We start from the raw sequence: 25,428 nt of genomic DNA, 5'->3' as shown, positions 1-25,428 counted from the left end.
ACAGTAATGCAAAAAAACCGGCCTCATGAGCCGGTTTTTTTTCGCAAGCCCTCAGGCACTGCCGTTACTCTTTGTGGGAAAGCTTCTCTGCCGGGATGTCCTCAGCGCTTTTCTTCGCGGCTGCGTCATCGTCGTTCATCGCTTTCTTGAAGCCTTTGATGGCAGCCCCCAGGTCACCACCCAGCGTGCGTAACTTCTTGGTACCAAACAGCAGGACGACCAGTGCGGCAACCACCAGCAGTTTGGTAATACTAATCTCACCCATAGATACCTTCTTTACATAAAACAGGCTGCATTCAGCGCCAAAACCCGATTGTATTAACGGTCATTTGGCGCGTGCACACAATAGCAATCTGTAACAAGGTGAATCAAGCATTGTTGAAAAAAACATCACAATAATTGCGGTGGCGCAAAGCGTCGGTTGCGAAGAACAGGTAATTGCTGACGCGCAAGCGCAATTCTTTCTAAAATTATCTCCGCCATCAGCAGAACGGGCGCTTCCGCTGCGGCGGCAATCGTGACGCCCAGCGGATCAACCACCCTGCTCTGTCCAATGTTTTTATTGCCGCACTCTCCGGAGGCAACGACATAGCAGGTCGTGTCCAGCGCACGTGCCGCAAGCAGCGTTGCCCAGTGCTGCTCTTTTAGCGGCCCCTTAACCCATGCGGCAGGCAATACCAGCACGTCCGCCCCTTGCAACGCCAGATGCAGGGCCAGCTCCGGGAAACGCAGGTCATAACAGGTCATCAACCCCACCTTAAACCCGTCGATATCAATGAGCGGTGGGACAACATCTCCCGGATCAACGCGTCGCGATTCCTGAATGCTGAACGCATCATAGAGATGAAGCTTGGCATAGCGCGCAACAATTGCACCGTCACGGATAACCACGAGCGTATTTACTGCGCGACCCGGCGTTGAGGGAACGTGCACGGTTAAGATGGTGGTCATCTTACTGCCCACGCTCTGGGCAAGCAGCTGCTGTAAAAATTCGCCGTCAAGGGATTGCGCGGACTTCACGGACAAATCAGGGTCATTATCATCCCTTGCCAATAGCGCCTCAGGAAGTACCAGCAGCGACGCCCCTTTCCGTCGGGCCTGCATCATCAGGTTAACGCACTGCACTGCGTTAACCCGCCAGTCAGGCGTGACTGCAAACTGCCCTACCGCAACATACATATTTGTCCCCTCATCATAAACAGCGTTAAACTCGCTACTCTTACACATCAAATAGCAGGTATTTAGCGTGTTACAACTCCTTTTAGCTGTTTTTATTGGTGGAGGCACAGGGAGCGTTGCGAGGTGGTTCCTGAGTATGCGTTTTAATCCGCTGCATCAGGCGATTCCAATGGGGACGCTGGCCGCCAACCTGATTGGTGCTTTTATCATTGGTATGGGCCTGGCCTGGTTTAACCGGATGACGCACATCGATCCCATGTGGAAAGTCTTGATTACCACCGGCTTCTGCGGCGGTTTGACCACCTTTTCAACCTTTTCTGCGGAAACGGTTTTTCTCTTTCAGGAAGGTCGTATCGGCTGGGCGCTGGTGAATATCGCCATCAACATGATCGGATCCTTCGCGATGACCGGGATCGCATTTTGGTTATTTTCCTCTGTCAGCACGCATTAACTGCCGGAGCGTTAATGTTGGCTTAATTTTTCTCTGTCACTCTGGAGGCAATACTGAACGAGGGTGACAGAATGAAACAGAGTCTGATGAGCGCAGGCATGGTGTTGTTGAGCGTACTGATCGTGGCCAGCTTCCTGAAAATGTACCTGCTTGGCTGATTCATAACGAAAAAAACCCGCTCAATGAGCGGGTTTTGAAATTCTTGCTGACGCGTCTGAATTACAGAGCGATTACGTTAGCAGCAGAAGGGCCTTTGGCACCGTTAGTGATTTCGAACTCTACACGCTGACCTTCAGCCAGAGTTTTGAAACCATTAGACTGGATTGCAGAGAAGTGTACGAACACGTCTTTGCTGCCATCTTCAGGAGTAATGAAACCGAATCCTTTGGACTCATTAAACCACTTAACGTTACCTTTAATCTTAGACATCAAAATTACCTTTACATTAAAAAACGACACAAATGCTGTGTCGGTTACCAGTACATCAATTGTGGGACCTTTTGTCCAGCGGATCTTTGACAAAAAGTGACTAAAGTCGCGTTAATTTTCACTGGCAGATTTTTATCGCTTATGAATCAACGACTGCGCGTTTTTTCACCACCATGTAACGTTATGTCAGTTAAAACTGAAAACGCATCCAGGCGAAGTAAACGTTACCGTTGTTGTATGTCCCCGGAATGTAGGTCATCTGGAACGTTGCAGGGCCATAGCCAACAGAGGCCAGAGGCAGCAACACAGGGATCGGAATATACTTCCAGTTGTCGCGCGCGGTCACCCCGGCGGTATAGCCCAGACCAACGTGGAAGTTCTCATCCGCTAACGGACGCCAGGTTTTTTCCCAGCCGTAGCCACCAATCGGTTCCCACTTGTTAAAGGAGTCTTTGAAGGCCATCAGATAGATGCCATGCCAGTTTCCTTTTTCATCCCAGCGCGATTGCCCAAAACCCGCGCCCCAGGGACGCTCGTTGTATTTATCCGTTTTCTCCTTGTCGTAAGCAAAGCGCGCGTGCCACGTTATTGCCGGAACATAGAGATCATAATGTTCAGGTGCTGACCAGGTCTGCGATACATTATCCGTAAAAGTAGAGAACCAGCCTTTATCCGTCGCGTTGTCCTCTGCCTGTGCAACAGAAGAAAACGTTAACTGGCCAATAATAAACAATAAAATAGAGAAAAAAGTATTACGTACACTCACAATGCAATTACCATTCTTGATATTCGAGGCAAAGTTTACCATAAAATAATTGAACCAAGCCTTAACAGCATCAGCGCTACTCTTAAATATCAGGCCCCTTTTCGGGAATATTCTTAAAGCGGAGTTCTGCACACGCTGAATAAACCCATACTATGTATGCCTACTGTCCGTTAACCGTCCCCAGGATTAACGGGCCAGACCATACAAAATCTTAACATTTTGTTATCATTAGATAGACATGTTACGCTATCTTTGACGGTCAAGATCCTTATGACATAAATGCCTGAGCCACGGCAAAAACGCTGTTATGCTGTTCGTTAGTCGTCTGTTTATTGATTTTAATCAGCAAGGACAGGCCATTAATTCGGCACATTTTCATCCTTCTTTTTATATTAATTTTTTATATCTCAGGGCATAAAGATACAGGGGAAATCATGCTTACGTTTATCGAGCTCCTAATTGGGGTCGTCGTCATTGTGGGTGTAGCGCGTTACATCATCAAAGGATACTCAGCCACAGGCGTTTTATTTGTTGGTGGGTTAACGCTGCTGATTATCAGCGCAGTAATGGGTCATCAGGTTTTACCTGCCAGCGCAGCCAGCACGGGTTACACCGCCACAGATATTGTTGAATATATTAAAATACTGCTCATGAGCCGCGGTGGCGATCTGGGTATGATGATCATGATGCTGTGCGGTTTTGCAGCCTATATGACCCATATCGGCGCGAACGACATGGTTGTGAAGCTTGCCTCGAAACCCCTGCAGTACATTAACTCGCCGTATCTGCTGATGGTTGCCGCCTATTTCCTCGCCTGCCTGATGTCACTGGCCGTTTCATCGGCAACCGGGCTTGGCGTACTGTTAATGGCCACGCTGTTCCCGGTGATGGTGAACGTGGGCATCAGCCGCGGGGCGGCGGCGGCAATTTGCGCTTCCCCGGCGGCCATTATTCTCTCCCCTACGTCAGGTGACGTGGTGCTGGCGGCGAAAGCAGCCGAAATGTCGCTTATCGACTTCGCCTTTAAGACCACGCTGCCAATCTCGATTGTCGCCATTGTGGGAATGGGTATCGCGCATTTCTTCTGGCAGCGCTATCTCGATAAGAAAGAGAACATCAGCCATGAAATGATGGATGTAAGCGAAATCACCACCACCGCGCCTGCGTTTTATGCCATTCTGCCGTTCACGCCGATTATCGGCGTGCTCATTTTTGACGGAAAATGGGGCCCACAGCTGCACATTATTACTATTCTGGTTATCTGCATGCTGCTGGCTGCTGTGCTGGAGTTCATACGCGGTTTCAACACGCAAAAAGTCTTCTCCGGCCTTGAGGTGGCATACCGCGGTATGGCGGATGCCTTCGCGGGCGTGGTGATGCTGTTGGTTGCGGCGGGCGTCTTTGCCCAGGGCCTGAGCACGATTGGCTTTATCCAGAGCCTGATCTCCATCGCCACCTCGTTTGGCTCAGCCAGTATTATCCTGATGCTGGTCCTGGTGGTGCTGACCATGCTGGCGGCAATGACCACGGGTTCGGGTAACGCGCCATTTTACGCCTTCGTTGAGATGATCCCTAAGCTGGCTCACTCGTCCGGTATCAATCCGGCTTATCTTTCCATTCCCATGCTCCAGGCCTCAAACCTGGGTCGTACCATCTCGCCTGTCTCAGGCGTGGTGGTTGCGGTTGCCGGGATGGCAAAAATCTCGCCGTTTGAAGTGGTGAAACGCACGTCAGTACCGGTGCTGGTTGGCCTGGTCATCGTCATTATTGCTACCGAAGTGCTGGTTCCCGGCGCCGCCTAAGTGAAATTCCTGATTGCCAAAAAGCGCCTGCGGGCGCTTTTTGTGCTTTAATAACCCACAAAAATGAATTGCGCACAACCAATCAGGAAATCACATGTTCAGGAAGGATATCGTTATCCCGTCTGGCGCAGCAGCGCTTGCACTCAGTCTCTTCTCAGCACAGGCCGAACCCCTCAAGGCCACGCAGTACGGCGATTTCGATCGCTATGTGCTGGCTTTGTCCTGGCAAACGGGGTTTTGTCAAAGCATGGTCGAGCGTAACCGCAATGAACCGGATGAGTGTCGTCTGCAAAAAGAGCGCGATAATAAAACCGATTTTCTGACCGTTCACGGATTATGGCCAGGCCTGCCAAAATCGATAGCTGCACGCGGCGTGGATGAACGTCGTTGGATGCGATTTGGCTGCGCCACGCGTCCCATCCCGAACATGCCGGAAGCGAAGGCCAGCCGCAAGTGTGCTGCCGCCGAAACAGGGTTGTCGCTCTCCGGCGCGGCTAAGCTGAACGAGGTCATGCCGGGCGCGGGTGGAAACTCCTGTCTGGAACGGTACGAATATGCCAAACATGGCGTCTGCTTTGGTTTTGATCCCGACGCCTATTTCGGCACCATGGTGAGAATGAATCAGGAAATGAAAAACAGCGCCGTCGGTCATTTCCTTGCGGAAAATTACGGTAAAACCGTCAGCCGCAGTGATTTTGACAGCGCCGTTGCCAAAACCTGGGGCAAGGAAAATATCAAAGCCTTCAAGCTGACCTGCAACGGTAATCCTGCGTATCTGACCGAGATGCAGATTTCGCTGAAAGCAGACACCATTAACGCCCCGCTTTCTGCGGCATCCTTTGCCCCGCAGCCGCATCCAGGCAACTGCGGAAAACAATTTGTCATTGATAAAGCCGGTTACTGACCCACCGTCGGGCGCACCATGTCGAACCGGTGTTCGTCACTGATACCATAGTAAGCCGTCGGCCCACCCGCTCGCAGGATGGGCTGCGCTTTCGCCGTCTGGTATATCCCCTCTTCCAGCAGCGTTTCGGCAATATGGATCCCGACCACTTCTCCCAGCACCAGCCAGGTATCCACCGGCGTACCGTCGGCGCCGGTAAGCTGAATGCACTGAGACAGGCGGCACTCAAAATTGACCGGGCTTTCCGCCACACGGGGAGCGCTCACCAGCTGGCTTGCGGCAGGCGTTAATCCCGAAAAGGCGAATTCATCCCGGTCGTGAGGAAGCGTGGCGGAGGTTAGATTCATCGCTTCAGCGAGATCGCGCGTCGCCAGGTTCCAGACAAACTCCTTTGTTTCAGCAATATTACGCACGCTGTCTTTCCAGCCGTTGCTGGAAAAGCCGATGATCGGTGGGCGATAGTTAAAGCAGTTAAAGAAGCTATACGGCGCGAGGTTCTGCTGCCCGGCCTTATCGCATGAGGAGATCCAGCCGATCGGACGTGGACCAATAATGGCGTTCAGCGGATCGTGCGGCAGGCCGTGACCCTGAGACGGTTGGTAGAAGTACATAGTTCTCTCTCGTTGGCGGGCAACGCCCTGGTTCAGGACACACAGCGTAACGCAATCCGTCAGGAATGAAGACTGAATAAATTTCAGCAAAAATTCATATGGCCCATGAATGTGACTTTCATCACTTCAAACTTGCCCGTTCAGCCAGTATCATCGGGAGAGTAAAACCCTCGCTGCCAGACGGCGAGGGTTTTCTTTTGGATTGGTTTCTGCGTTAGACGCAGCATTAACGACATGGAGTAAAAAATGTCCAGACCTACAATTATCATCAACGAGCTCGACGCAGAACGTATCGACAGACTGCTGGAAAAAGCAGAATTCGCCTCACTTCCGGTGGCCGACGCCCTGAATGAGGAGCTCGACCGCGCGCAGATGTGCACGCCAGAGTCCATGCCGCATGACGTGGTCACCATGAACAGCCAGGTGAAATTCCGCAACCTCACCACCGGTGAAGAGCTGACCCGCACGCTGGTTTACCCGGCTCAGATGACCGACAGCAGCGCGCAGCTTTCGGTTCTTGCTCCAGTGGGAGCCGCGCTGCTGGGGCTGCGCACGGGCGATACTATCCACTGGGAATTGCCGGGCGGTGCCTCCACCCATCTGGAAGTGCTGGAGCTGCTCTACCAGCCAGAAGCTGCGGGCGATTACCTGCGTTAATGTCATTCTGAACAAACGCGACCCGCGTTGCACAGAGGATGCGCCTGCATCCTCTTTCCGAACATCTTCACCCGATTGTGCTACAACCCGGGACAGTATCCTGAACGCCACTGGCGAGTGACCTCACACGACGCCGCCCGGGAACGCATTCACCAGGCCCTTCACTTTTTGCTCGGCGGCCTCAGGCGTTTCTGCGCCGGGCACCAGAATCACCTTCCGGCACTCCTCCTCCCGTTTTTCAAAAATCTTATAGGCACGCTCCGCATCCGCCAGGGGGAGATAATGGGTCACAATCTCTTCCGGCGTCAGCAGCCCTTTTTCGATCAGCGGTAACAGCTCTCCCAGCCAGGCGTGGACGTGCGTCTGGCCCATCTTAAACGTCAGCCCCTTATCGAAGGCATCCCCAAACAGGAAGCCATGAATAAACCCGGCATACACGCCGGGTACGCTGACTACCCCGCCGCGCCGGACGGCAGCGATACACTGGCGCAGCGCTTTGCCGCTGCTGCCCTCGATTTTAAGGTTGCTGAGGATCGTCTCCGTTGTGCTGCCTTTGGCTTCGAACCCGACGGCATCAATGACGGCATCGACGCCCCGCTGCCCGGCGGTTTGCTCAATGATCTTTTCCGCCGCGTCGTTATTATCATCGAAGTTGATGGGGATGGCGCCGTAACGCGCCTCGGCAAACCGCAGCCTGTAGGGGTGATGGTCGATAACAAAGATCTGCTCAGCCCCTAGCAGCCGCGCGCAGGCTATAGTCAATAACCCCACCGGACCGGCACCAAAAATGGCGACGCTGGAGCCTTTTTCAACTTGCGCATTTTTTGCCGCCTGCCAGGCGGTGGGTAAAATATCAGACAGGAAGAGGGCCTTATCATCGGAGAGCAGCTGCGGCACCTTAAACGGTCCGACGTTGCCTTTCGGCACACGCACATATTCCGCCTGTCCTCCCGGCACGCCGCCGTAGAGATGGCTATAGCCAAACAGCGCTGCCGGCGCGGGAATTTGCTTTTTGTTCAGCGCGGCGCCCTGCCCGGCATTGGTATTCTCACAGGCCGCGTACTGCTGCAGACGGCAAAAGAAGCAGTCACCACAGGCGATGACAAAGGGGATCACCACGCGATCGCCTTTTTGCAGATCCTTCACCTCCCGACCGCACTCGACGATCTCGCCCATAAATTCATGTCCAAAAATGTCGCCGTGCTGCACCTTTGGGATCTTTCCGCGATAGAGATGCAGGTCGGAGCCGCAAATCGCCGTGGCCGTGACGCGCAGGATGATATCGTCGGGCTGTTCAATGATGGGATCGGGGACATTCTCGACGCGAACATGGTGCGGACCGTGATACGTGAGTGCTTTCATGCAACCTCCGGAAGGTTTCAGGTAAGTTTATAAAGGGTAGCTACCTCTGAATGTCTGCCGGGAAATACGCGCCTTTTGAGATTTATCCTGGCGAGAGAGGAAAAGTGCCGAAGCGCTTACAGAAACCATTCATATTTTGTGGTTGAATGTATCCAGCGTTTATAAACAAGGAGAAACGGTTATGTATAAGACAATCATTATGCCGGTTGATGTTTTCGAAATGGAACTGAGCGACAAGGCTGTGCGCCACGCGGAATTTCTCGCGCAGCAGGACGGAATTATTCATCTTTTACATGTCTTACCTGGCTCTGCCAGCCTGAGTCTGCACCGCTTTGCCGCCGACGTGCGTCGCTTTGAGGAGCATTTACAGCGCGAAGCCGAGACGCGCCTGCAGACCATGGTCGGGCATTTCAGCATCGACCCTTCCCGCATCAAAACCCACGTCCGGTTCGGTAGCGTGCGCGATGCCGTCAATGAGCTGGCCGCGGAGCTGGATGCAGACGTGGTGGTGATCGGTTCACGTAATCCTTCCATTACCACTCACCTGCTGGGGTCGAACGCCTCCAGCGTGATCCGCCATACCCACATTCCGGTGATGGTGGTCCGGTAAATACCAACAAAAAACCCCGCTTTCGCGGGGTTTTGTTTATCAGTACAGGTGACCAATATTGACGATGGTGCTGACGGTATCGCCGAAGAAGGTCAGACGGCTGAGCACCACGCCAACCAGCAGGAGCGCAAACACCGCTTTCTGCATCGGCTGGCGCTTCATCGACAACACGCCTCCCACGACGCAGCACAGCAGGCTGCCCAGATAGAGCGGCGAGCTTAGCCAGGCGTGAGCGGTCATCTTCATGATAGTGCCACCGCTGAGCCACATCACTGGCGCGGCAATCAGCAACGCCATCAGAGCGATAATCCCCTGGCGCAGCGCGGCGTTTGATGCTTTCAGCCCGAGCAGCGGCGTTGCGGCACAGCCCATCACCCAGACCGTCGCAAAGAACAGCATCATGGTGATGCCGTTGGCAATAGCCTGCATCGCCGGTGCCGCGTAGGTCATCCCCTGCACCACCACCAGCAGGATCCCGAACAGGGACGCCAGCAACGCCGCGCCTTTGTTCCCCTTACTCAGGAAGGCCAGCCCAATCATGGCGCCGTAGAGGGTCGCGCCCAGAATTTCGCGGCTCAGCCAGGCATGCTTCAGGTTAATGAGCGCATTGTAAGCGTGTTCCGGGTGCGCCAGATGCAGCACCGCGGCGACGGAGGCCACGCCCAGAATCAGCCCGGTAATAAGCCAGTGCATCCGGTTGCCAATGACTTCGCCACGCAGCGTGCGCCAGGTCAGGAGCAGCGTCATCCCGACGGACATCTGGCTCAGCACGGTAAAGATAACGAGCGGTAATTCATACTTTTCCATTATTTATCCCCCGGCTGTTTTGGCTGACGGGCCAGAATGAAGCGCGTACCCGGATTAAGCTGAGGCATCTTCGGGAAGCCAGGCGGATACTGCACGGCATTGTTCGGCAGCGGATCGGCATCCAGATCGATAATCGTCAGCGCACCGACCGGGCACGCGTTAACGCAGGCCGGGGTCATTCCGATATCCAGACGTTCATAGCACATGCTGCACTTCTCAGCCTTTTGCGTCTCCTCATTGAAGCGCGGGGCGCCGTACGGGCAGTTACGGATGCAGTTTTTACAGCCGATGCAGCGTTCAGGGTTATGCACCACCACGCCGTCATCACGTTTGGTGTAGGCTTCCACCGGACACGCCGCCAGACAGGCCGGGTTTTCACAGTGGTTACAGGCCAGCGAGAAAAACGCACGCTCCTCATGCGGATAAATTTCTTTATCCAGCGGATAGACATAGCGCCAGAAACGATCCGGCTCAAGCTGGTTAAAACTCTTGCAGGCCATGGCGCATCCGCGGCAGCCAATACATTTATCACTGTTTACTAAAAATGCGCGTCTCATGCGTCTGCTCCTTCATTCGCGATAAGGGCAATGTCGACAAACTGGCTGTGGATCGCCGCGCCAGGCGCACCGGTTGCCATTTTGCCCATATCGGCTGGCGTATCTTTCACGACGTTCTGCACGTTGTACTTAAGCTTGTTAAACCAGGACTCATACATCACCAGGAAATCTTCCGGCACGTTGGTGGTGATCTTCGCCCGCAGCTCCACTTCGCCCACGTCGTTAAACACGCGGACTTTTGCCAGCTCGCGAATGCCCTTCTTCTGCGCAGCGGCAGGATGGATATAGACAAACGGCTCCGGCCAGAAGACCTGCATCCAGTCGAGGTTGACGAACTGAGAGTGGAGGCCGTACTGCAAGTGCGGGGTGAAGAGATGGAACGGCAGCTTGCCCTCTGCGGCTGGCATATACTCCGGCAGCGCTTTATGGCCGTTCTTTTCACACAGCTCAGAGAGGAACTCATACTTGCCCGATGGCGTTTTAAACTTGCGGTCGTGCCAGGCGGCAGAGCTGACCATTTTGGCTTTCACCGGCCCATCCAGCAGATCGTCCCAGGAGCGGATGCCGAACTGTTTCGCCATGCCCTCATTGAACTCCAGATCGAGCCATTTTTTCTGGTCAATGTCCTGCGGGAAGGTACAGGAGCCCGGCTCCATTTTGTTGATGGTACGCGAGAGCAGCACGGCAATATCCAGATCGCTCTTGCATTCGTACATCGGCTTAATGGCCGGTTCATTCACCGACAGCCAGTAATGCCAGTAAGACGACGACAGGTTCCAGTGCTCAAAGGTCGTGGTCACCGGCAGCACGATATCGGCATGCTGCACCGTCTCGTTGAAGAACTGATCGACGCAGACCACCATCTCCAGCTTGCTGAAGGCTTTTTCCATTTTGTTGCGGTCAAAGTCCTGGGCAAACGGGTTCTTACACGCCACCCAGAGCATACGAATGGGCGGATCGTTGGCATCAAGAATGCTCTGCGCGGTCTGGTTCAGGTTCAGCGCGCGGTCGGAGTAGTGGCTCTTCTCGCCACTGTCGCTGACGAACTCGCCTACCGGGCCGCTTTCGCCCACCATGCCAACAGACCCGACCGGTGGCTTCTGCGTCATCGCATGGTAGTTGTAGCCCCAGGTCTGCAGATGGCCGTAGCGGGCACCGCCGCCTTCCACACCGATGTTGCCGGTCATGGCAACGAAGGCGTCAATGGCGCGCACGTTTGCCCCGCCGTTGACGTGGCGCTGCATCCCGTAGCCGATCCAGACGGTGGCAGGTTTTACCGCGGTGAACTCTTCCGCCAGCTGGCGAATTACGTCTGCCGACAGGCCACAGATTTCAGACGCCCACTCAACGGTGATATTGCTGCGCAGATACTGCTCGAACTCCGGGAAACCGTGCGCGAAGTTATTCACAAACTCATGGTCGACGCGGCCTATATCCAGCAGATGGCGCCCCATCCCCAGCGCCAGCGCACCGTCTGAGCCTGGACGCACGCGCAGATACAGATCGGCTTTCGCGGCGGTTTGCGAGAACAGCGGATCAATGACCACCACTTTCGCTCCTTTCTCACGCGCCTGATAGATGTACTTCATGGTGTGCATGGAGCACCACGCCGGGTTTGCGCCCCAGATAATGATGTATTTTGCTTTAACCAGATCTTCCGGGTCGTTACACCACATGTCGCCCATGTCGTAGTGCTGAGCATCGATCCCTGCCGGCCAGCATGGCGTGCCGGCAAACCGCGTGGTGTAACCGAGAGAAGACATCATTCCTTCCACGGCATAGCTCATCACGCCCAGGTTGCCGGAGTATTTCGACAGCGCCAGGCCGAGCATAGAGCCGTCTTTCTTTTTAATCTCCAGCATTTTGCTGGCAATGCGCTGCATGGCTTCATCCCAGGAGATGCGACGCCATTTACCGCTGCCGCGACCATCCTGAATCATCGGGTATTTAATACGATCCGGGGAGTAGACCCGGCGTGGGTAGGTCAGCCCTTTCACACACGGCGCGCCGTGCGTAAACGTGGACTCGCTCGCCCCGTCGACAAAGGTGATAACGTCATCTTTGACCCAGGTTTTTAAGCTGCAGGTGTCGTAGCAGTTACGCGGGCAAGCGTTACGGAAAATTTTGTAGGTTTTCGGGTTAAATGGAATGGGAGGCTGTGCCATGGCACATCGGGATGATAATAATCCGCCGGGTAATGCGGCGACGGTACCCAGCGCAATCAGTCCTTTTAAAAAGGAGCGTCGGTTTAGCTGCCCTTTATCAATACTCATAATATTACTCTCGTTTTTAATTCATCAAACCAATTAGTCAGTTGCGACGCGAGACATTTCATTGCGGATGTTTTTGCACAATCATTTATTTTTGTGATAAATGCAGGGAGCCATAATTCGAGATGGCCGCGTATAAAGCGGGTAAGTGCATCGTGATATTGCGGCGAATGTCTGGCATGCGCAGAGAGCATCACCGCCAGCTCCATTTCATAGCTGATGTGATCGTCGGGAACGCTATTCTCCTCCGTCACGAACAGCCCCATGCTTTGCAGGAATTCGCGCACGCTCAGCGTAGTGGCCCCCATCAGCAGCGGTTCCTCATCCAGATACACCGAGGCATAAGGCGGTGCCAGCAGCGTCGCAGGGCCGACAAACAGAGCGTTGAAGTCATACTCAACCTCTAACGCCTCATCCTGCTGCCAGGCTCGACTCTCCGGAAATAAAAGGTGTAACGAGGCGCATCGCGATGTTGTATCCGCCGCGTTAAAAAAATCGCGAAACGTTAGCCCCTTTATTTCAAAAGAGGTTAACGCCTCATATATTGAAGAGGTGAATATATCTTTATCATTCATGTTAAATATAAATATTTATCGACGGGAAAACGACGAGATATTATCAGCAGACTTATTAATTTCTTTGATCGAAGCAGGTAATTAACGCATGAAGTAGTCAATAACGAGGATAATTGAGGGTAAAAAAAACCTAAAAAAAAAGCCACCCCATGATGAGGTGGCTACTGCAGGTATCGTCTTGCTTTCTTTTATTATGCGGTTTTGGTGCGGATCAGATAGTCAAACGCGCTCAGGGACGCTTTCGCACCTTCGCCAGTGGCGATGATGATCTGCTTGTACGGCACGGTGGTGCAGTCGCCTGCGGCAAACACGCCCTTCACGCTGGTCTCGCATTTCGCATCGATGATGATCTCGCCCATGCGGTTGCGCTCAATCGCGCCTTCAAGCCAGGTGGTGTTTGGCAGCAGGCCAATTTGTACGAAGATACCCGAAAGCTGAACGCTATGAACGTCGCCGCTTACGCGGTCACGGTATTCCAGCCCGGTCACTTTGCTGCCGTCGCCCTTCACTTCCGTGGTTTGCGCGTTCAGGACGATATCAACGTTTTTCAGGCTGCGAACTTTATCCTGCAGAACCTGGTCGGCCTTCATCTCTGGCGCGAACTCCAGCAGCGTCACGTGCTCAACGATCCCCGCCAGGTCGATAGCCGCTTCCACGCCGGAGTTACCGCCGCCGATTACCGCCACGCGTTTACCTTTGAACAGCGGGCCGTCGCAGTGTGGGCAGTAGGTCACGCCTTTGGTGCGATACTGATCTTCACCCGGCACGTTCATGTTGCGCCATTTCGCGCCGGTGGCAACGATCACGCTGCGCGCTTTCAGCACCGCGCCGGACGCGGTTTCAATCTGATGTAATCCACCCTCAACCGCTGCCGGAACCAGCTTGCTGGCGCTCTGGCTGTCGATCACGTCCACGTCGTAGTCGCTGACGTGCGCTTTAAGCGCCCCCGCCAGCTTCTGGCCTTCGGTTTTCGGCACGGAAATGTAGTTTTCGATGTCTACGGTATCCAGCACCTGGCCGCCAAAGCGTTCGCCCATCAGGCCGGTACGGATCCCTTTACGCGCAGAGTACACCGCCGCCGCCGCACCCGCCGGGCCGGAGCCGACAATCAGTACGTCGTACGCATCGCGCTGGTTCAGCGCTTCCGCCGCGCGTTTTTCCGCGCCGGTATCCACTTTGGCAACAATTTCGGTCAGGGTCATACGCCCCTGCCCAAATTCCTGACCGTTCAGATACACCGCCGGAACGCCCATTACGTTGCGCTCGGTGATTTCGTTCTGGAACGTACCGCCGTCAATCGCCGTGTGTTTGATGCGAGGGTTCAGAACCGACATCAGGTTCAGCGCCTGCACAACGTCCGGGCAGTTGTGGCAGGAGAGCGAGTAATAGGTTTCAAACTCAAAATCACCGTCGATATCGCGGATCTGCTCTAGCAGCGCCTGCGCTTCTTTAGACGGATGACCGCCGGTCCACAGCAGCGCCAGCACCAGCGAGGTAAATTCATGTCCCAGCGGAGAGCCGGCAAAGCGCGGCCCCTGGTCAGAGCCTGGGTTAGCGATCAGGAAAGAAGGCTTACGGACGGCAAGCGTATTATCTTCTTTAAAGGTCACCTTCGGTGACAGTTCAGCGATCTCTGCCAGCAGTTCCTTGATCTCTGCCGATTTCGCGCTGTCGTCCAGCGTGGCAATCAGCTCAACAGGTTTGGTCAGTTTCTCAAGGTAAGCCTTGAGCTGGGTTTTCATCGTAGTGTCGAGCATGGTTCTTCCCTCTCTTAAGACGTCATCATGCAAGCTGCCTTATAGGGGCGGCCTGAATGCAACTTGCATCATGGTGCTGGAATGAAATGGGCGCGGGAGCGCCCATAACTGAAACAACTTCCAAAGTATTTCGCGTCAGAGCAAGGCGGCTAGCCTGAGAATCCCCGGGAGCTTACTGAAGTAAGTGACCGGGGTGAGTAGGCGACGCCAACGCAGCTATGGCGTGAAAGACGACGGAAATTTAGATCTTGCCGACCAGGTCCAGGGATGGCGCCAGGGTCGCTTCGCCTTCTTTCCATTTCGCCGGGCACACTTCACCTGGGTGAGAAGCCACGTACTGAGCCGCTTTCACTTTACGCAGCAGGTCAGAAGCATCACGGCCGATACCTTCAGCGGTAACTTCGATAGCCTGAATAATGCCCTGCGGGTCAACCACGAAGGTTGCACGGTCGGCCAGGCCTTCATCTTCACGCATGTTGTCGAAGTTACGGGTCAGGGCGCCAGTCGGGTCGCCGATCATCGCGTATTTAATTTTCGCGATGGTTTCAGAGCTGCTGTGCCACGCTTTGTGGGTGAAGTGGGTATCGGTAGAGACAGAGTAAACGTCGACGCCCAGCTTCTGCAGTTCTTCGTAGTGGTCTGCCACGTCACCCAGTTCGGTCGGGCAAACAAAGGTGAAGTCAGCAGGATAGAAGAAGAACACGCTCCAGCGGCCTTCGGTATCTTTCTCGGTGACTTCAATGAATTCACCGTTTTTGAACGCCTGGTTTTTGAAAGGTTTAATTTTGGTATTAATCAAAGACATCTGTACTTCCTCCGTGTTTTCGTTGAGATGTAAGGTAACCAACTTTGTTCATCGGGGCTAATGCGTATGCTTTATCAAATCAATCAGCCAAACCTAACAACATCAACAAGACAGTAAGGTGAACCTTTTAAAGGAAACGCCAAAAGTAAAAAGGCCGCCTCGACGGGCGGCCCTGATACCTGAATTCCCCGCAGGTACATTCAGTGCCAGCCGAAGCTGGCGTTGCGTTGCGCTCTACAACCCTTAATATCAAGGCGGTAACAGCGGTTTGATTACACCACCCGTGCAGAGATTGAGCAATCCATAACAGAAGCATTTCTGCCTATGGCTGTGATAGGCAGTATCGAACATCATTTCGGGGCGTTATAAATTTATTTTTATGATAAAAATACCTCGATATATAAATGACAATTGTCATTTAAGCTCTTCACCCCACTTTCAAAGATAAAATTATCTTAATCATCTTTGAAGCGCTATTTTAATAATCTGATGTCGTGATATATTAAGGTGAGTTTAATTTAAAATTAAGAGAGTTAACCGAAAGGATTGTAAATGGTTAACTTCAAACTATAGTTATCAGTGATGTGATAACCACAGCAAACACGACATCATCAGGACGAAAAATGGCAAACCTCTACGATCTTAAAAAATTCGACCTCAACCTGTTGGTCATTTTTGAGTGCATTTATCAACATCTGAGTATCAGTAAAGCCGCTGAGACGCTCTATATCACCCCTTCCGCGGTAAGCCAGTCACTGCAGCGTTTGCGCGGGCAGCTCAACGATCCGCTGTTTATTCGTTCAGGTAAGGGGATCACGCCGACTACGGTCGGGGTCAATCTGCACCATCATCTTGAGCAAAACCTGAACCAGCTTGAGCAGACCATCAATATCATGCACAGCAGCGGGTTAAAGAAGAACTTTATCATTTACTGCCCGCAGTTTATGAGCACCAAAACGATGCTTGCCCCTATGAAGCTGCTGATGGATAAGTACAATTACTCCATTGAATTACATGATGTTTTTCTTGCGCCTGACTCTGCTGAAGATCTCTTAGCCTACCGCAAGGCTGACCTGGTATTTTCTTTTGCCTCCTCTAACAGCCGTTCTGTCGCCAGCACGCTGTATTACCAGCTTCCCTTTGTCCTTGTTTGTCGTGAGGGCCATCCCCGCCTGAGCGGAAATCCGACCCGTGAAGAGGTCCTCAATGAAGGTTTTACCGCCTACCTGAGCGATGAGAACAGCGTCAAAGACTATCAGGAAAAAGCCGAAAACATTTTAACCGAAAGGAATGTTGTCTATCGTAGTGATTCCTTTATTTCTCTGTTGTCGATGATCAGTTCATCGGACCTCATCGGATTAGCGCCAACCCCGGCCTTTGAGCAATATGGCCAGGCACTCAACCTGCGCAAAGTAGAAACTGATATTCAATTCCCCAGCATTGATATTTACATGATGTATAATCGTTCCGCACTGAATAGCTCAGCATTCGCGGGTTTTATTGAAGAAATAACGTTCCCATGAATAACTATCGTGGTTCTCGCTGAGAATGCCGAGCCACGATATTACTGAAACATACACCCTCGTTATAGAAACAATCGGCATTAACTTTATACATTTATTTATTATTTGACTGATATAATTCTCACCTTAGTATTGACACTTAAGCCCGGCATTAATTACTCAGGATGAGAATGCACATGTCAATTTATAAGTACCCCCTGCACCAGGATGTTCTTAGTGCGACTCAGGAACGAATAAAATGGACTCTCGAGAATTTACCCAGAACCTGTGTCTCTTTTTCTGGCGGTAAAGACTCCACCGTCATGCTGCATCTGGTTGCCCTTCGGGCGCGACAGATGAAAACAAAAATAGATGTGCTGTTTATCGACTGGGAAGCGCAATTTTCTTATACCATCGCCCACGTTGAACATATGCGCGAATTGTACAGCGATGTCATTGACCATTTCTGGTGGGTGGCCCTCCCCCTGACAACGCAAAATTCCCTGTCGCAATTTCAGCCAGAGTGGCAATGCTGGGAACCGGGCACCCGGTGGGTTCGCCAGCCTCCTGAAGATGCAGTAACCGATCCCGCCTTTTTTCCTTTCTACCAGCCAGGCATGACGTTTGAAGTCTTTGTTCGCAGTTTCTCCGACTGGTATTCACGCAACCGCCCGGCGGCCGTACTGATTGGTATTCGTGCCGATGAATCCTACAACCGCTTTCTGGCTATCGCTTCAGCACGAAAGCAGCGGTTTGCCGACGATAAACCCTGGACGACCATCGCGCCGGGGGGGCATGCCTGGTATATCTACCCTCTCTACGACTGGAAAACCGCCGATATCTGGACCTGGTTCGCCAAATCGGGGAGTTGCTATAACCCACTCTATGACCTGATGTTTCAGGCCGGCGTGCCGCCACGCTACATGCGCATCTGCGAACCCTTTGGCCCGGAACAGCGTCAGGGGTTATGGCTCTACCACGTTGTAGAACCCGAACGCTGGGCAATGATGTGCGAGCGCGTCAGCGGCGTACGCAGCGGAGGAATTTACGCAGGGCATGACAACCATTTTTACGGTCACCGCAAAATACTCAAACCGGACCATCTCTGCTGGCGCGAATACGCCATGCTGCTTATCAACAGCATGCCGCAAAATACGGCTGAGCATTACCGCAATAAAATCGCCGTTTATCTGCACTGGTATCAGAAGAGAGGCATGGAGGATATCCCCGATACCCAGGAAGGCGATATCGGCGCCAAAGACATTCCCTCGTGGCGCCGTATTTGTAAGGTTTTACTGAATAACGACTACTGGTGCAGAGCACTGTCATTCAGCCCAAATAAACCCAAACATTATCAGCGCTACAGCGACAGGGTGAAGGCTAAACGCAAGGAGTGGGGCATTTTATGCGACAAAGAATAATCAACGATATCGAAACATATCTTCAGTCTCTTCCCGAAGAGGATCGAATAAACGCCATTAATGCCTTTCGCCAGGCACTACACAAAAATAGCCCGTTTTACGATCAGCCTGTCGACTGCGTACTGTGGATCAAACAGGACGCTATTACCGCCAACAATTACAATCCCAATAATGTGGACCCGCCGGAAAAACGGTTGCTCAGCAAATCCCTGGAACTTGATGGATTCACCCAGCCAATTGTTGTGACCGAAAGCGAACCGCAACATTACGAAATTGTGGATGGATTTCATCGGCATGAAATTGGCAAAAACCGGGCGGCATTGAAGCACCAGCTTAAGGGATACCTCCCCGTCACCTGCCTACGCCAGGACCGACAGGATAAACATAACCGTATGGCCGCAACCATTCGGCACAACCGGGCGCGGGGTCGACACCAGATTAACGCAATGTCGGAGATCGTTCGCGAACTGGTGCAGCTTGGCTGGAATGACGAGAAAATAAGCAAGGAGCTGGGAATGGACAGCGATGAAGTCTTGCGCCTCAAGCAAATCAACGGCCTGCTGGAGCTGTTTGCAGACCGCCGTTACTCAGAAGCCTGGACGGTGAAATAATCAGAGCGTGTTCAGACGCTCCGCCGCGGCCAGCAGCGTCGATTCCTGCTTCGCAAAGCAGAGACGGATCAGCTTGTGCGGGAAGGGATCGGCGCAGAACACCGACAGCGGAATGGCGGCCACGCCGACCTCTTTCGTCAGCCACTGGCAGAAACTGACGTCGTCCAAATCGGAAATGGCGCTGTAATCGGCCAGCAGGAAGTAGGTTCCTTCAGACGGCAAAATTTCCAGGCGGCTTTGGCCCAGCGCCGTCACAAACAGATCCCGGCGTGCACGGTAAAAATCCGGCAGGTCGCGATAGTGCTGTGGTTCAGCGCGCAGCATATCCGCCAGTGCCAGCTGAGCCGGAGTATTAACGGCAAACGTCAGGTACTGGTGCACCTTGCGCAGCTCAGCGCTGATGGCGGCGGGTGCCACGCAGTACCCCACCTTCCAGCCGGTCATATGATAAGTTTTACCGAATGACGAGACGGCTACGGCGCGTTCACGAAGCTGCGGATGAGCCAGCACGCTGGCGTGCCCTTCTTTCGCGAAACAGATGTGCTCATACACCTCGTCGCTCAGGACATAGATTTCACGTTCGGCGATGGCCTGCCACAGCGCGGCAAAATCGGCCTTTTGCCACACCGTCGCCGACGGGTTGTGCGGCGTATTCAGAATAACCAGACGGGTTTTGTCACTCAGCAGCGCCGTGAACGCCTGCCAGTCCGGACGGAAATGCGGCGGCTGCAGCGCCACGCGTTTCACCACGCCGCCGGAAAGTTCAACCGCAGGCGCATAGCTGTCATAGCTCGGGTCAAAGCAAATCACCTCATCGCCCGCACGCACCAGCGCGGTAATGGCCGCATACAGCGCTTCGGTCGCCCCTGCCGTCACCGTGATCTCGCTGTTCGCATCGGGCTTATGGCCGTACAACTCCGCCGTTTTATCCGCAATGGCCTCCCGCAGCGCCTGCACGCCGGTCATCGGCGCATACTGGTTCGCCCCCTGCGCAACGTGGTACGCCAGGCGCTCCTGCAAATAGCCTGGCCCGTCAAAATCCGGGAACCCTTGCGAGAGGTTAATGGCGTTGTGCTGCTGCGCCAGGGCGCTCATCTGCGTAAAGATGGTGGTACCGAGACCGGGAAGTTTACTCTTCGGGATCAATGCGTTATTGCTCATTTTGTTGTGCCTGCTTGTAATACTTATGTTGCTGCCACTATAACACGATGTTAGTCTTTGGCAATCAAGACGCTTAGACGTCTATACCCTAAATAATTCGAGTTGCAGGAAGGCGGCAAGGGAATGAATCCCCGGGAGCGTACAAAAGTACGTGACTGGGGTGAGTGAGTGCAGCCAACGCACCTGCAACTTGAAGTATGACGGGTATAAACCATATGAATATTCCTGACCGAGAGGGTAAAAGGAAATGACAGACAACCTGCAACTCACGCATCTGGTCGACGCCTGCCGCTGGATCGGCGCCAAAGGCTGGGCCCCCGCCACCGGCGGCAATATGTCGGTGCGTCAGAACGAACATCTGTGCTGGCTCAGCGAATCCGGCAAGGACAAAGGCAGCCTGACGACGGAAGATTTTTTGCAGGTTGAAATCGCCACCAACCGCGCGCCGTCCGGTCGAAAACCGTCGGCGGAAACCGGACTGCACACTCTCATCTATCGCCTGTTCCCGCAGGCCAACGCCGTTCTGCACGTTCATACCGTTAACGCCACGGTGCTGTCGCGTCTGGTCAAAGATACCGAGCTGAACATCAGCGGTTTCGAGATGCAAAAGTCCCTCTCCGGGCAGACCACGCATCTGGATACGGTGGCTATCCCGGTCTTTGATAACGACCAGGATATTGACGCCCTCGCCTCGCGAATCGCCCATTACGCACAGAAACGCCCGCTTAATTATGGTTTTCTTCTGCGCGGCCATGGCTTAACCTGCTGGGGACGCGACGTGGCCGAAGCCCGGCGTCATCTGGAAGGACTAGAATTCTTATTTGAATGCGAAATGCGTTTACGACAACTGGAGAGAGTATGATTCGCGCGATTGTGACGGATATTGAAGGGACCACCAGCGATATCCGTTTTGTCCATGATGTTTTGTTCCCCTACGCGCGTGAGCGGCTGGCGGCCTTCGTGACCGCGCAGCAGTACGCCGAGCCGGTCAAATCCATTCTGGACAACCTGCGTGATGAAATCGGTAACCCGCACGCCAGCGTCAGCGAGCTTATCGAGGCCCTTTTTGCCTTTATGGATGAAGACCGCAAATCGACGGCGCTGAAAGCGCTGCAGGGGATCGTCTGGCACGACGGCTACGTGAACGGCGACTTTACCGGCCACCTCTACCCGGACGTGCTGCCCGCGCTGGAAAAGTGGAAAGCGCAGGGGATTGATCTCTATGTATATTCCTCTGGCTCCGTCGCCGCGCAGAAACTGTTATTTGGCTACAGCGACGAAGGTGATATTACTCATCTGTTCAGCGGCTATTTTGATACACACATCGGTGCCAAGCGCGAGGTGCAGTCTTATCAAAACATTGCGGCGCAAACGGGCATCGCCCCGTCGCAGATCTTGTTCCTGTCTGATATCCATCAGGAGCTGGACGCGGCTGAACAGGCAGGTTTTCGCACCCTGCAGCTGATTCGCGGCGATGATGACGGCGCAAGCCATCACCATCAGGTCCACCAGTTTGACGAGATTAATCCGGAGCAGATCCCTTCATGAGCGCATTGACCATTTATTCCGACAAAGACGCCAGTCAACACCAGTGGCACAGTACCGACGCCGCCGAGATCGCCCAGCAGCTCAACGCTAAAGGCGTACGTTTTGAACGCTGGGACGCGAATCGTGATTTAGGGCAGGATCCCGCGCCCGAGGCCGTGATCGAGGCGTATCAGCATGCCATCGACAAGCTGGTGGCGGAGAAAGGCTATCAGAGCTGGGACGTAATCAGCCTGCGCGCCGACAATCCGCAGAAAGAGGCGCTGCGCGCGAAGTTCCTGAACGAACACACCCACGGCGAGGACGAAGTGCGCTTCTTCGTGGAAGGCGCGGGGCTGTTCTGCCTGCACATTGGCGATGAGGTGTATCAGGTGCTGTGCGAGAAAAACGACCTGATTTCCGTGCCCGCGGGCACGCCGCACTGGTTTGATATGGGCTCAGAGCCGAACTTTACCGCCATCCGTATTTTCGATAACCCGGAAGGCTGGGTTGCCCAGTTTACGGGTGATGCAATCGCGGATGCGTATCCAAGGCTGGCATAGGTAAAAGCAAAACGGCAGCTATAGCTGTAATGCCGATCAGTTAAGGATCGGTTGACCGATCCAGTGGCTGTGTAAGAATCCGGAAATGCTCACCCGTTTCCGGATTTTTTTATGCACATTGGACAGGCTCTTGATCTGGTATCCCGTTACGATTCTCTGCGTAACCCTCTGACTTCTCTGGGCGACTGTCTTGACCCGGAACTGATTTCCCGCTGCCTTGAAAAATCCGGCACCGTCACGTTACGCAAACGGCGCCTTCCTCTGGAAATGATGGTCTGGTGCATTGTCGGTATGGCCCTTGAGCGCAAGGAGCCGCTTCATCAGATAGTTAACCGGCTGGATATCATGTTACCCGGCAATCGTCCGTTCGTTGCCCCCAGCGCCGTGATCCAGGCCCGTCAGCGGCTGGGAAGCGAAGCCGTCCGCCGCGTGTTCACGCAAACAGCGCAGCTCTGGCATAACGCCACGCCGCATCCGCACTGGTGCGGCCTGACCCTGCTGGCCATCGATGGTGTGTTCTGGCGAACACCGGACACGCCGGAAAACGACAGCGCCTTTCCCCGCCAGACGCATGGCGGAAACCCGGCACTCTATCCGCAGGTAAAAATGGTCTGCCAGATGGAGCTGACCAGCCATCTGCTGACGGCAGCGGCCTTCGGCACGATGAAAAACAGTGAAAATGAGCTCGCGGAGCAACTGATAGAGCAGACCGGCGATAACACCCTGACGTTAATGGATAAAGGCTACTACTCGCTGGGGTTGCTGAATGCGTGGAGCCAGGCGGGAGAACACCGTCACTGGATGCTCCCTCTCAGAAAGGGAGCACAGTATGAAGAGGTCAGAAAGCTGGGTAAAGGCGACTATCTGGTGAAGCTGAAAACCAGCCCACAGGCACGAAAAAAATGGCCGGGTCTGGGAGATGAGATGACAGCCCGCCTGCTGACCGTGACGCGCAAAGGGAAAGTCAGCCATCTGCTGACGTCGATGACGGACGCCATGCGCTATCCCGGAGGAGAAATGGCAGACCTGTACAGCCATCGCTGGGAAATAGAGCTGGGGTACAGGGAGATAAAACAAACGATGCAACTGAGCAGGCTGACGCTGAGAAGTAAAAAGCCGGAGCTTGTGGAGCAGGAGTTATGGGGCGTGTTACTGGCGTATAATCTGGTGCGATATCAGATGATTAAAATGGCGGGCCATCTGAAAGGATACTGGCCGAATCAGCTGAGCTTCTCAGAATCATGCGGCATGGTCATGAGAATGCTGATGACGCTGCAGGGCGCTTCACCAGGGCGTATCCCGGAGCTGATGCGTGATCTTGAAAGCATGGCGCAACTGGTAAAGTTGCCGACAAGAAGGGAAAGGGCCTTCCCGAGGGTGGTAAAGGAAAGGCCCTGGAGATACCCCACAGCCCCGAAAAAAGCCAGTCAGTTGCTTAACTGACTGGCATTACAACCGAAGTTGCCATTTTTAGTGTTTGCTCCCTCTCCCTGTGGGAGAGGGTCGGGGTGAGGGCATCAGGCCGCTCGAGCTTCAACGCTCCAGTCCCTTCACATATCCCACCAGCTGATCCAGCACAATCCCCCACCCTTCGTGGAAGCCCATCTGTTCATGCTGCTCACGAATTTCCTTCGTCGGGTGGCGCGCAATCGCCGTGTAGCGGGTTTTGCCCTCGCCCACATCCTCCAGCAGCAGGATCGCCGTCATAAATGGCTTTTCAGCCGGCTTCCAGCCTTCAGTATAGCCGTCGGTAAAGACCAGCTTTTTACCCGGGTCGATTTCAAGAAATACGCCCCGGTTATCCATTCGCTGCCCGTCCACTTCAAACACGGTGTTGAACCGCCCGCCCACCCGCAGGTCAAGGTCGCATTCGGTCACCTTATGGGGAGCAGGAATGAAGAAGTTTTTGATGTGTTCCGGCGTGGTCCAGCAGAGCCACAGCAGGTCGCGCGGCGCGTCCACCACGCGCTCCAGTTTTAAGTCTGTTTCAGGATCGAGCGTCACGATATTGTCCTCTTAAGGGAGCCCCTTAAAGGATAGCCGGACTCAGGCAAATTTCCCGTTTGCCACCTCTTCCGGCGTGACCACGCCCGTATCCAGCACCCAGCCGCTAATCAGCGAGGCTGGCGTAACGTCAAACGCCGGGTTGTAGACCTGCGCGTCTTCCGGCGCCCACTGCACCGCGCCAAAGCTCCCCGCGACGCCCGTCACCTCGCTGGCGGCGCGCTGCTCAATCGGGATCGCGTCACCGTTCGGGCAGTCCGGGTCGAGGGTCGTTTGCGGCGCGGCCACGTAGAACGGAATGCCGTGGAACTTCGCCAGCACCGCCAGAGAATAGGTACCGATCTTGTTCGCCACGTCGCCGTTGGCGGCAATGCGGTCTGCGCCCACCCACACAGCGTCTACCTGCCCTTTCGCCATCAGGCTGGCGGCCATGGAGTCGGTAATCAGCTGGTACGGCACACCCAGCTCGCCGAGCTCCCACGCTGTCAATCTACCGCCCTGCAGCAGCGGACGGGTTTCATCGACCCAGACGCTGCTGACGTTACCCTCCTGGTGCGCGCGAGCAATCACGCCCAGCGCGGTGCCGACGCCCGCCGTTGCCAGCCCGCCGGTGTTGCAGTGGGTCAGCAGGCGGCTGCCGGGCTTCACCAGAGCGCTGCCGGCTTTCGCAATCGCGTCGCAAAGCCGTTTGTCTTCGTCAATCAGGCGCAGCGCCTCGGCCACCAGCGCCGGAACGAAATCTTCCTGCCACAGCGCCCGCTTCATGCGGTCGAGGTTGTTCATCAGGTTCACCGCCGTCGGGCGGGATGCGCGCAGGGTTTCCAGCGCCGCCGCCAGCTCGTCGCGGCTTTTACCGTTTTCCGCAAGCAGCGCCAGCAGCAGGCTTGCAGAGAGACCAATCAGCGGCGCGCCGCGCACCCGCAGGGCATGAATGTGCCCAACCAGCGCCTCGACCGTCGAAGCATCCAGCCAGCGTTTCTCCTGCGGAAGCGCCTGCTGGTCGAGAATAAAGAGCTGATTATCCGCCACCAGCAGGCTGGTCGTCTGTAATGTCTGCATGTCGTTAATTCCCTGTTGCGTTGTTGTAGCACATTGTGTCA

Annotated in this window: 27 protein-coding genes; 12 read left to right on the top strand and 15 right to left on the bottom strand. The window is 54.2% G+C overall.

The genetic code is table 11. From position 1 onward, the window contains the following. Positions 1 to 64 precede the first annotated feature (64 nt). Both tatE and ACR42C_RS06280 read right to left on the bottom strand, forming a co-directional pair. Positions 65 to 265, bottom strand: a complete 201-nt coding sequence (gene tatE, locus ACR42C_RS06285) for a twin-arginine translocase subunit TatE (RefSeq protein WP_014882988.1) — start codon at positions 263 to 265, stop codon at positions 65 to 67. A 125-nt stretch (positions 266 to 390) separates the two neighbouring features. Beyond that, a complete protein-coding gene (locus ACR42C_RS06280) occupies positions 391 to 1,179 on the bottom strand; it encodes a deaminated glutathione amidase (RefSeq protein WP_320720490.1) in 789 nt (262 codons plus the stop codon). 67 nt (positions 1,180 to 1,246) lie between these two features. Between ACR42C_RS06280 and crcB the strand changes: the two genes are divergently transcribed. Further along, positions 1,247 to 1,630 (top strand): fluoride efflux transporter CrcB, encoded by a 384-nt coding sequence (gene crcB, locus ACR42C_RS06275; protein WP_163330472.1) that lies wholly within the window; start codon positions 1,247 to 1,249, stop codon positions 1,628 to 1,630. A 219-nt stretch (positions 1,631 to 1,849) separates the two neighbouring features. Here the strand turns inward: crcB and cspE are convergent, their stop codons facing one another. Both cspE and pagP read right to left on the bottom strand, forming a co-directional pair. Beyond that, positions 1,850 to 2,059 carry a transcription antiterminator/RNA stability regulator CspE gene (gene cspE / locus ACR42C_RS06270; RefSeq protein ID WP_002439184.1) on the bottom strand — a complete coding sequence of 70 codons (210 nt, stop codon included), beginning with the start codon at positions 2,057 to 2,059 and terminating at the stop codon, positions 1,850 to 1,852. 190 nt (positions 2,060 to 2,249) lie between these two features. After that, positions 2,250 to 2,867, bottom strand: coding sequence for a lipid IV(A) palmitoyltransferase PagP (pagP, locus tag ACR42C_RS06265; protein ID WP_163330537.1), 618 nt, complete (start codon positions 2,865 to 2,867; stop codon positions 2,250 to 2,252). Positions 2,868 to 3,259: 392 nt separating this feature from the next. On the opposite strand from pagP, the gene dcuC reads away from it, so the two are divergent. After that, the gene (gene dcuC, locus ACR42C_RS06260; RefSeq protein WP_163330473.1) at positions 3,260 to 4,627 is read left to right on the top strand and encodes an anaerobic C4-dicarboxylate transporter DcuC; all 1,368 of its coding nucleotides are present in this window, start codon (positions 3,260 to 3,262) and stop codon (positions 4,625 to 4,627) included. Between the two features lie 94 nt (positions 4,628 to 4,721). Beyond that, a complete protein-coding gene (rna, locus tag ACR42C_RS06255) occupies positions 4,722 to 5,531 on the top strand; it encodes a ribonuclease I (protein ID WP_479984907.1) in 810 nt (269 codons plus the stop codon). On the opposite strand, the gene ACR42C_RS06250 is transcribed toward rna, so the two are convergent. Further along, complete coding sequence (locus ACR42C_RS06250) at positions 5,525 to 6,142, bottom strand: flavin reductase family protein (protein WP_479984906.1); 618 nt, start codon at positions 6,140 to 6,142, stop codon at positions 5,525 to 5,527. The two genes, rna and ACR42C_RS06250, sit on opposite strands and share 7 nt — an antisense overlap. 246 nt (positions 6,143 to 6,388) lie before the next feature. Between ACR42C_RS06250 and rnk the strand changes: the two genes are divergently transcribed. Beyond that, the gene (gene rnk / locus ACR42C_RS06245; RefSeq protein ID WP_061098890.1) at positions 6,389 to 6,799 is read left to right on the top strand and encodes a nucleoside diphosphate kinase regulator; all 411 of its coding nucleotides are present in this window, start codon (positions 6,389 to 6,391) and stop codon (positions 6,797 to 6,799) included. 123 nt (positions 6,800 to 6,922) lie between these two features. Here the strand turns inward: rnk and ACR42C_RS06240 are convergent, their stop codons facing one another. After that, positions 6,923 to 8,161, bottom strand: a complete 1,239-nt coding sequence (locus ACR42C_RS06240) for a zinc-dependent alcohol dehydrogenase (protein ID WP_479984905.1) — start codon at positions 8,159 to 8,161, stop codon at positions 6,923 to 6,925. Between the two features lie 181 nt (positions 8,162 to 8,342). On the opposite strand from ACR42C_RS06240, the gene uspG reads away from it, so the two are divergent. Continuing rightward, complete coding sequence (uspG, locus tag ACR42C_RS06235; protein ID WP_316380499.1) at positions 8,343 to 8,771, top strand: universal stress protein UspG; 429 nt, start codon at positions 8,343 to 8,345, stop codon at positions 8,769 to 8,771. A gap of 39 nt (positions 8,772 to 8,810) precedes the next feature. On the opposite strand, the gene ACR42C_RS06230 is transcribed toward uspG, so the two are convergent. The 6 genes from ACR42C_RS06230 to ahpC form a co-directional block, all read right to left on the bottom strand. Then, positions 8,811 to 9,578 (bottom strand): dimethyl sulfoxide reductase anchor subunit family protein, encoded by a 768-nt coding sequence (locus tag ACR42C_RS06230; protein ID WP_163330476.1) that lies wholly within the window; start codon positions 9,576 to 9,578, stop codon positions 8,811 to 8,813. Further along, positions 9,578 to 10,135, bottom strand: a complete 558-nt coding sequence (locus ACR42C_RS06225) for a 4Fe-4S dicluster domain-containing protein (protein WP_479984904.1) — start codon at positions 10,133 to 10,135, stop codon at positions 9,578 to 9,580. The genes ACR42C_RS06230 and ACR42C_RS06225 overlap by 1 nt, the downstream gene beginning before the upstream one ends. Next, complete coding sequence (locus ACR42C_RS06220) at positions 10,132 to 12,408, bottom strand: molybdopterin-dependent oxidoreductase (RefSeq protein ID WP_479984903.1); 2,277 nt, start codon at positions 12,406 to 12,408, stop codon at positions 10,132 to 10,134. Before ACR42C_RS06220 ends, ACR42C_RS06225 begins: the two co-directional genes overlap by 4 nt. Further along, a complete protein-coding gene (locus ACR42C_RS06215) occupies positions 12,405 to 12,980 on the bottom strand; it encodes a TorD/DmsD family molecular chaperone (RefSeq protein ID WP_479984902.1) in 576 nt (191 codons plus the stop codon). Before ACR42C_RS06215 ends, ACR42C_RS06220 begins: the two co-directional genes overlap by 4 nt. A gap of 191 nt (positions 12,981 to 13,171) precedes the next feature. Continuing rightward, complete coding sequence (gene ahpF, locus ACR42C_RS06210; RefSeq protein WP_163330479.1) at positions 13,172 to 14,737, bottom strand: alkyl hydroperoxide reductase subunit F; 1,566 nt, start codon at positions 14,735 to 14,737, stop codon at positions 13,172 to 13,174. A gap of 241 nt (positions 14,738 to 14,978) precedes the next feature. Continuing rightward, on the bottom strand, positions 14,979 to 15,542 hold the full coding sequence (gene ahpC / locus ACR42C_RS06205; protein WP_014882974.1) for an alkyl hydroperoxide reductase subunit C: 564 nt from the start codon (positions 15,540 to 15,542) through the stop codon (positions 14,979 to 14,981). Between the two features lie 623 nt (positions 15,543 to 16,165). On the opposite strand from ahpC, the gene citR reads away from it, so the two are divergent. The 3 genes from citR (at position 16,166) to ACR42C_RS06190 (ending at position 19,076) form a co-directional block, all read left to right on the top strand. After that, on the top strand, positions 16,166 to 17,065 hold the full coding sequence (gene citR / locus ACR42C_RS06200; RefSeq protein WP_479984901.1) for a DNA-binding transcriptional repressor CitR: 900 nt from the start codon (positions 16,166 to 16,168) through the stop codon (positions 17,063 to 17,065). Between the two features lie 176 nt (positions 17,066 to 17,241). Continuing rightward, positions 17,242 to 18,465, top strand: coding sequence for a phosphoadenosine phosphosulfate reductase (locus ACR42C_RS06195; RefSeq protein ID WP_316380503.1), 1,224 nt, complete (start codon positions 17,242 to 17,244; stop codon positions 18,463 to 18,465). Next, entirely contained in the window at positions 18,450 to 19,076 is a 627-nt protein-coding gene (locus ACR42C_RS06190) for an IbrB-like domain-containing protein (RefSeq protein ID WP_479984900.1), read from the top strand. The genes ACR42C_RS06195 and ACR42C_RS06190 overlap by 16 nt, the downstream gene beginning before the upstream one ends. Here the strand turns inward: ACR42C_RS06190 and ACR42C_RS06185 are convergent, their stop codons facing one another. Then, positions 19,077 to 20,237 carry a pyridoxal phosphate-dependent aminotransferase gene (locus tag ACR42C_RS06185; protein WP_479984899.1) on the bottom strand — a complete coding sequence of 387 codons (1,161 nt, stop codon included), beginning with the start codon at positions 20,235 to 20,237 and terminating at the stop codon, positions 19,077 to 19,079. It abuts the gene before it with no gap. Positions 20,238 to 20,484: 247 nt separating this feature from the next. Here ACR42C_RS06185 and ACR42C_RS06180 point away from each other — a divergent pair, with 247 nt between their 5' ends. The 4 genes from ACR42C_RS06180 to ACR42C_RS06165 all read left to right on the top strand — a co-directional run bounded on the left by ACR42C_RS06180 (position 20,485) and on the right by ACR42C_RS06165 (position 23,767). Further along, entirely contained in the window at positions 20,485 to 21,099 is a 615-nt protein-coding gene (locus ACR42C_RS06180) for a methylthioribulose 1-phosphate dehydratase (protein WP_320720501.1), read from the top strand. Continuing rightward, a complete protein-coding gene (gene mtnC / locus ACR42C_RS06175) occupies positions 21,096 to 21,785 on the top strand; it encodes an acireductone synthase (RefSeq protein ID WP_320720502.1) in 690 nt (229 codons plus the stop codon). Before ACR42C_RS06180 ends, mtnC begins: the two co-directional genes overlap by 4 nt. Beyond that, the gene (locus tag ACR42C_RS06170) at positions 21,782 to 22,324 is read left to right on the top strand and encodes a 1,2-dihydroxy-3-keto-5-methylthiopentene dioxygenase (protein ID WP_479984898.1); all 543 of its coding nucleotides are present in this window, start codon (positions 21,782 to 21,784) and stop codon (positions 22,322 to 22,324) included. Before mtnC ends, ACR42C_RS06170 begins: the two co-directional genes overlap by 4 nt. Positions 22,325 to 22,435: 111 nt before the next feature. Then, positions 22,436 to 23,767 carry an IS4 family transposase gene (locus ACR42C_RS06165; RefSeq protein ID WP_479984897.1) on the top strand — a complete coding sequence of 444 codons (1,332 nt, stop codon included), beginning with the start codon at positions 22,436 to 22,438 and terminating at the stop codon, positions 23,765 to 23,767. Positions 23,768 to 23,857: 90 nt separating this feature from the next. Here the strand turns inward: ACR42C_RS06165 and ACR42C_RS06160 are convergent, their stop codons facing one another. Both ACR42C_RS06160 and mtnA read right to left on the bottom strand, forming a co-directional pair. Next, positions 23,858 to 24,328, bottom strand: a complete 471-nt coding sequence (locus tag ACR42C_RS06160; RefSeq protein ID WP_032641748.1) for an SRPBCC family protein — start codon at positions 24,326 to 24,328, stop codon at positions 23,858 to 23,860. 42 nt (positions 24,329 to 24,370) lie between these two features. Then, on the bottom strand, positions 24,371 to 25,387 hold the full coding sequence (mtnA, locus tag ACR42C_RS06155) for an S-methyl-5-thioribose-1-phosphate isomerase (RefSeq protein WP_479984896.1): 1,017 nt from the start codon (positions 25,385 to 25,387) through the stop codon (positions 24,371 to 24,373). Positions 25,388 to 25,428: the final 41 nt, after the last annotated feature.

The organism is Enterobacter sp. MG-EB028 (genome assembly GCF_056673305.1).
This window is presented reverse-complemented; position numbering and strand designations above follow the sequence as displayed.

Excerpts from the sequence above, each read along its gene's own strand:
- tatE (WP_014882988.1), bottom strand. The coding sequence starts at position 265 with ATGGGTGAGATTAGTATTACCAAACTGCTGGTGGTTGCCGCACTGGTC.
- ACR42C_RS06280 (WP_320720490.1), bottom strand. The coding sequence starts at position 1,179 with ATGTATGTTGCGGTAGGGCAGTTTGCAGTCACGCCTGACTGGCGGGTT.
- cspE (WP_002439184.1), bottom strand. The coding sequence starts at position 2,059 with ATGTCTAAGATTAAAGGTAACGTTAAGTGGTTTAATGAGTCCAAAGGA.
- pagP (WP_163330537.1), bottom strand. The coding sequence starts at position 2,867 with ATGGTAAACTTTGCCTCGAATATCAAGAATGGTAATTGCATTGTGAGT.
- dcuC (WP_163330473.1), top strand. The coding sequence starts at position 3,260 with ATGCTTACGTTTATCGAGCTCCTAATTGGGGTCGTCGTCATTGTGGGT.
- rna (WP_479984907.1), top strand. The coding sequence starts at position 4,722 with ATGTTCAGGAAGGATATCGTTATCCCGTCTGGCGCAGCAGCGCTTGCA.
- ACR42C_RS06250 (WP_479984906.1), bottom strand. The coding sequence starts at position 6,142 with ATGTACTTCTACCAACCGTCTCAGGGTCACGGCCTGCCGCACGATCCG.
- rnk (WP_061098890.1), top strand. The coding sequence starts at position 6,389 with ATGTCCAGACCTACAATTATCATCAACGAGCTCGACGCAGAACGTATC.
- ACR42C_RS06240 (WP_479984905.1), bottom strand. The coding sequence starts at position 8,161 with ATGAAAGCACTCACGTATCACGGTCCGCACCATGTTCGCGTCGAGAAT.
- uspG (WP_316380499.1), top strand. The coding sequence starts at position 8,343 with ATGTATAAGACAATCATTATGCCGGTTGATGTTTTCGAAATGGAACTG.
- ACR42C_RS06230 (WP_163330476.1), bottom strand. The coding sequence starts at position 9,578 with ATGGAAAAGTATGAATTACCGCTCGTTATCTTTACCGTGCTGAGCCAG.
- ACR42C_RS06225 (WP_479984904.1), bottom strand. The coding sequence starts at position 10,135 with ATGAGACGCGCATTTTTAGTAAACAGTGATAAATGTATTGGCTGCCGC.
- ACR42C_RS06220 (WP_479984903.1), bottom strand. The coding sequence starts at position 12,408 with ATGAGTATTGATAAAGGGCAGCTAAACCGACGCTCCTTTTTAAAAGGA.
- ACR42C_RS06215 (WP_479984902.1), bottom strand. The coding sequence starts at position 12,980 with ATGAATGATAAAGATATATTCACCTCTTCAATATATGAGGCGTTAACC.
- ahpF (WP_163330479.1), bottom strand. The coding sequence starts at position 14,737 with ATGCTCGACACTACGATGAAAACCCAGCTCAAGGCTTACCTTGAGAAA.
- ahpC (WP_014882974.1), bottom strand. The coding sequence starts at position 15,542 with ATGTCTTTGATTAATACCAAAATTAAACCTTTCAAAAACCAGGCGTTC.
- citR (WP_479984901.1), top strand. The coding sequence starts at position 16,166 with ATGGCAAACCTCTACGATCTTAAAAAATTCGACCTCAACCTGTTGGTC.
- ACR42C_RS06195 (WP_316380503.1), top strand. The coding sequence starts at position 17,242 with ATGTCAATTTATAAGTACCCCCTGCACCAGGATGTTCTTAGTGCGACT.
- ACR42C_RS06190 (WP_479984900.1), top strand. The coding sequence starts at position 18,450 with ATGCGACAAAGAATAATCAACGATATCGAAACATATCTTCAGTCTCTT.
- ACR42C_RS06185 (WP_479984899.1), bottom strand. The coding sequence starts at position 20,237 with ATGAGCAATAACGCATTGATCCCGAAGAGTAAACTTCCCGGTCTCGGT.
- ACR42C_RS06180 (WP_320720501.1), top strand. The coding sequence starts at position 20,485 with ATGACAGACAACCTGCAACTCACGCATCTGGTCGACGCCTGCCGCTGG.
- mtnC (WP_320720502.1), top strand. The coding sequence starts at position 21,096 with ATGATTCGCGCGATTGTGACGGATATTGAAGGGACCACCAGCGATATC.
- ACR42C_RS06170 (WP_479984898.1), top strand. The coding sequence starts at position 21,782 with ATGAGCGCATTGACCATTTATTCCGACAAAGACGCCAGTCAACACCAG.
- ACR42C_RS06165 (WP_479984897.1), top strand. The coding sequence starts at position 22,436 with ATGCACATTGGACAGGCTCTTGATCTGGTATCCCGTTACGATTCTCTG.
- mtnA (WP_479984896.1), bottom strand. The coding sequence starts at position 25,387 with ATGCAGACATTACAGACGACCAGCCTGCTGGTGGCGGATAATCAGCTC.